Annotated in this window: 4 protein-coding genes and 1 pseudogene; 1 reads left to right on the top strand and 4 read right to left on the bottom strand. The window is 76.1% G+C overall.

Annotated features, from left to right (window positions below; translation table 11 throughout):
* The 4 genes and pseudogenes from ACIQOV_RS30760 to ACIQOV_RS30745 all read right to left on the bottom strand — a co-directional run.
* Positions 1-96: pseudogene (locus ACIQOV_RS30760) on the bottom strand (cyclic pyranopterin monophosphate synthase MoaC); the annotation flags it as partial.
* Between the two features lie 67 nt (positions 97-163).
* Complete coding sequence (glp, locus tag ACIQOV_RS30755; RefSeq protein ID WP_401053895.1) at positions 164-1,501, bottom strand: gephyrin-like molybdotransferase Glp; 1,338 nt, start codon at positions 1,499-1,501, stop codon at positions 164-166.
* Between the two features lie 34 nt (positions 1,502-1,535).
* Positions 1,536-2,456 carry a UTP--glucose-1-phosphate uridylyltransferase GalU gene (gene galU / locus ACIQOV_RS30750; RefSeq protein WP_359899794.1) on the bottom strand — a complete coding sequence of 307 codons (921 nt, stop codon included), beginning with the start codon at positions 2,454-2,456 and terminating at the stop codon, positions 1,536-1,538.
* Positions 2,457-2,506: 50 nt separating this feature from the next.
* Positions 2,507-3,442: a GGDEF domain-containing protein gene (locus ACIQOV_RS30745; RefSeq protein WP_401053894.1), complete on the bottom strand. Its 936-nt coding sequence runs from the start codon at positions 3,440-3,442 to the stop codon at positions 2,507-2,509.
* A gap of 63 nt (positions 3,443-3,505) precedes the next feature.
* Here ACIQOV_RS30745 and ACIQOV_RS30740 point away from each other — a divergent pair, with 63 nt between their 5' ends.
* Positions 3,506-4,096 (top strand): 5-formyltetrahydrofolate cyclo-ligase, encoded by a 591-nt coding sequence (locus ACIQOV_RS30740; protein WP_401053892.1) that lies wholly within the window; start codon positions 3,506-3,508, stop codon positions 4,094-4,096.
* Positions 4,097-4,112: the final 16 nt, after the last annotated feature.

The following is a 4,112-nucleotide window of genomic DNA, read 5'->3' as shown; positions in this document are numbered from 1 at the left end:
GCGCGCGGTGGTGGCCTTCTCGGAGACGTCGACCATCCGGGCGGCGCCCTGGTCGTCGACGTGGGTGAGGCGGTCGCCGGGGGGAGGTGTCGTCACGGGGAACTCCAGGGGCGCGCAGGTCGAATACCGCGCTACCGTACCGTTCCCCGGTCCGGGGAGCCGATCAGGAGTCCAGCAACACCACGTCCACCGCGCTGCCGGCCGGCCGCGCGGTGGTGTCCTCGGGGACGGTGATCAGGCAGTTCGCCCGGGCCAGCGCGCCGACCAGGTGCGACCCGGCGCCGCCCACCGGCTCCACCGTGCCGTCCGCCGCCGAGTAGCGGCCGCGCAGGAACTGCCGGCGGCCGGCCGGGGAGCGCAGCGCCGCCGGGCAGAGCGCGCGGACGACCGGGCGGTGCACCTCCGCGGCGCCGAGCATGGTGCGGATGACCGGACGGACGAAGAGCTCGAAGGAGATGTAGGCGCTCACCGGGTTGCCGGGCAGGGCAAGCAGCGGCACCCCGGCCGCGCCGCCGATCCGGCCGAAGCCCTGCGGCTTGCCGGGCTGCATCCGCAGGCGCCGGAAGTCGACGCCCCCGTAGGACTCGAAGACCTCCTTGACCACGTCGTACGCGCCGACGCTGACCCCGCCGCTGGTGACGATCAGGTCGGCCCGGCCGAGCTGGTCCTCCAGGACGGTGCGCAGCCGCTCGGCCTCGTCCGGGACGGCGCCGACCCGGTAGGCGATGGCGCCGGCCTCCTGGGCGGCCGCGGTGAGGGTGAAGCTGTTGGAGTCGGCGATCTGCCCGGGGCCGACCGGCTCGCCGGGCTGGACCAACTCGCTGCCGGTGGACAGCACCACGACCCGGGGCCGCGGGCGGACCTTCACGGTGGGCCGGCCGATCGCGGCGAGCAGGCCGAGCTGGGCGGGACCGAGCCGGGTGCCGGCCTCCAGCACCCGGGTGCCGGCCGTGACGTCGCTGCCGCGGCGGCGGATGTGCGCGCCCTCGGCGACCGGGCGCAGGACCCGGACCTCCTCGTCCGGGACCGGCGCGGTCATCGCGGCGGCGGCCACCCCGGTGCCGGTGCCGCCGTCGGTCCATTCGACCGGGGCGACGGCCCGGGCGCCGGGCGGCAGCGGGGCGCCGGTCATGATCCGGGCGGCCTGGCCGGGGCCGACCCTGGGCAGCTCGTCGGCGCCGGCCGCGATGTCGCCGACCACCGAGAGCACCGACGGGTAGGTGTCGGTGGCGCCCTCGGTGTCGGCGGTGCGGACCGCGTAACCGTCCATCGAGCTGTTGTCGAAGGGCGGCAGGTCGCCGTCGGCGATCACGTCCTCGTCGAGCCGGCAGCCCTGGGCGTCGAGCAGCTGGAGCTCGATCGCGGGCAGCGGGCCGACCGCGGCCAGCACGTCGGCGAGGTGCTCGTCCACCGTCCAGAGGCGGGGGGCCGCCGGGGCCGGGTCCGCTCCGGCGTCGCAGCAGGCGCTGGGCGTGGTGCTGGGCTCGGTGGACCCGGTCATCGGCGGCTCGCTCTCTGTCGTGGTCGGTCCTGCGTCAGGCCTGCATCTCGGAGCCGACGAACTCCCGCAGCCAGGAGCGGAACTCCGGGCCCAGGTCCTCGCGTTCGGCGGCCAGACGGACGATAGCGCGCAGGTAGTCGGCGCGGTCGCCGGTGTCGTAGCGACGGCCCTTGAAGAGCACGCCGTGCACCTGGCCGCCGTCCGCGGCCTCGCGGTTGGTCAGCTCGCGCAGGGCGTCGGTCAGCTGGATCTCGCCGCCGCGGCCGGGCGGGGTCTCCCGCAGCACGTCGAAGACCAGCGGGTCGAGGACGTAGCGGCCGATCACGGCATAGGCGGACGGGGCCTCGCCGGGCTCGGGCTTCTCGACCAGGTCGGTCACCTGGAAGACGTCCTCGCCGAAGCCGTTCGCCTTGACGGCGGCGCAGCCGTAGAGGTGGATCTGGGAGGGGTCGACCTCCATCAGGGCGACGACCGAGCCGCCGAGCTGCTGCTGCACCTCGATCATCCGGGAGAGCAGCGGGTCGCGCGGGTCGATCAGGTCGTCGCCGAGCAGGACGGCGAAGGGCTGGCCGGCGACGTGCTGCTCGGCGACCGAGACGGCGTGGCCGAGGCCCTTCGGGTCGCCCTGGCGGACGTAGTGCATGTTGGCCAGCTCGACGGACTCGCGGACCCGGGCCAGGCGCTGCTCGTCGCCCTTGCGGACCAGCAGCTCCTCCAGCTCGTAGGCGCGGTCGAAGTGGTCCTCCAGGGCGCGCTTGTTGCGGCCGGTGACCATCAGTATGTCGGACAGGCCCGCGGCGGAGGCCTCCTCCACGACGTACTGGATCGCCGGCTTGTCGACGACCGGGAGCATCTCCTTCGGGGTGGCCTTGGTCGCCGGGAGGAAGCGGGTGCCCAGTCCGGCCGCGGGTACCACGGCCTTGGTTACCGGAACTCGGGAGTTGGTCGTCGTCATGCGTTTACCTTACTCAGGCACGTTTTCGCCCGGCCGAGCACGGGCGGCGGCTAGGACAGCACGTCGCGGGGCCCGGCCACAGTGGCTGGCGTATGGGTCGCGACCGGCTGGGCGAGGGGGTCCCGGCCGACACAGGCCGACAGACTACCCGCCTTTCCCGAACGGTCACGTTCGGCATCCGCTCCGTGATCGGACGGGCAACCGGCCTGCTCGGAGCGGTCGGTTCGGGGGCCATCGGTTCCCGGGCGGCCGGGTTCCCCGGGCTGCCGGGACGAGAGCCGCCAGCAGTCGCCGCCGGCCGCCCGGGCCGCGGCGAGCGCCGCGTCGGCGGCGCGCAGCAGGACGGCCGCGTGGGTGCCGTCCTCGGGCAGCACGGCGATGCCGGCGGCGGCGGTCAGGCCGTTGCCGGCGGCGGGGCGGGACTCGCGCGGGCCGGAGGACCAGTCCAGCAGCAGGTGCCGGCGGACCGACCAGACCAGCCGCTCGGCGACCTGCGCGGCGCCCTCGGCCCCGGTGTCCGGCAGCACCACCAGGAACTCCTCGCCGCCGTAGCGGCCGAGGGTGTCGGCCCGGCGGATCTCCATCGCGAGCCGCTGGGCGAGGTCGCGCAGCACCGCGCCCGCCCGGCCCCGGCCGTGCTCGGCGACGACCGCGTCGAAGCCGGTGATGGCCAGCATCAGCACGGCGAGCGGGCGCGGGCCGTCGGCCTGCTCGGTGTGCTCGGCGCGGCGGGCCCGTTCGATCTCCCGGTCCAGGGTGAGCTGGAGGTGGCGGTAGTTCCACACCCCGGTGAGCGGGTCGCAGGAGGCGGTGCGCTCCAGCTCGGCGCAGCGCTCCTCCAGTTCGGCGATCCGTCCGCGCAGCCGCTGCGCCCCGGCGGCGGCCCCGGCCCGCTCCCGCCGTCCGCGCAGTCCGAGGGCGGTGGCGCCGGCCAGTGCGGGGACGCTCAGTGCGGCCAGGGCCTGGACCAGCAGCGGGGTGGTCAATGGGGGGTGCCCTTTCGCGTGTCAGGCTCTGCGCGTCGACGGTGCGCAGGCCAGGAGGATCGGATGAACGAGGATCGGATGCCCAACGAGAAGAGCGGCCTGAGGACACGGCTGTTGACGGAACGGCGCGAACTGGCCGCCGAGGAGCGCGCGGCGGCCGCCGGCGCGCTGGCCGCGCACGCCGGGGAGCTGGCCGCCGCGGGCGCCACGGTGGCCGCCTACGTCTCGGTGGGCGCCGAGCCCGGGACGCGGCCGCTGCTGGACGCGCTGCGGGCGCGCGGGGTGCGGGTGCTGCTGCCGGTGCTGCTGGCGGACAACGACCTGGACTGGGCGGAGTACGCGGGGCCCGACGCACTGGCCCCGGCCGGACGCGGGCTGCTGGAGCCGGTCGGCCCGCGGCTCGGGCCGCAGGCGGTGACCGGGGCCGCGGTGGTGCTGCTGCCGGGCCTGGCGGTGGACCGCTCCGGGCTGCGGCTGGGCCGGGGCGGCGGCAGCTACGACCGGGTGCTGGCCCGGCTGGCGCGGGCGGGCGCGCGGCCGGTGCTGGCGGTGCTGCTGTACGAGCACGAGCTGCTGGAGCGGGTGCCGGCCGAGCCGCACGACCGGCCGGTGGACCTGGCGGTGCTGCCCTCGGGGGTGCGCAGGCTGGGGTGAGAACGGCGGCGGCCCC

The sequence above is a fragment of the Kitasatospora sp. NPDC091257 genome, assembly GCF_044757675.1.
GTDB classification, from domain to species: Bacteria; Actinomycetota; Actinomycetes; order Streptomycetales; family Streptomycetaceae; genus Kitasatospora; species Kitasatospora lactacystinica.
Note: the sequence above shows the minus strand (reverse complement) of the source record. Positions and strands in the feature narration are given on the sequence as shown.

Bases quoted from the DNA above. Each gene is read 5' to 3' on its own strand.
- galU (WP_359899794.1), bottom strand. From the start codon at position 2,456: ATGACGACGACCAACTCCCGAGTTCCGGTAACCAAGGCCGTGGTACCC.
- ACIQOV_RS30740 (WP_401053892.1), top strand. From the start codon at position 3,506: ATGAACGAGGATCGGATGCCCAACGAGAAGAGCGGCCTGAGGACACGG.
- glp (WP_401053895.1), bottom strand. From the start codon at position 1,501: ATGACCGGGTCCACCGAGCCCAGCACCACGCCCAGCGCCTGCTGCGAC.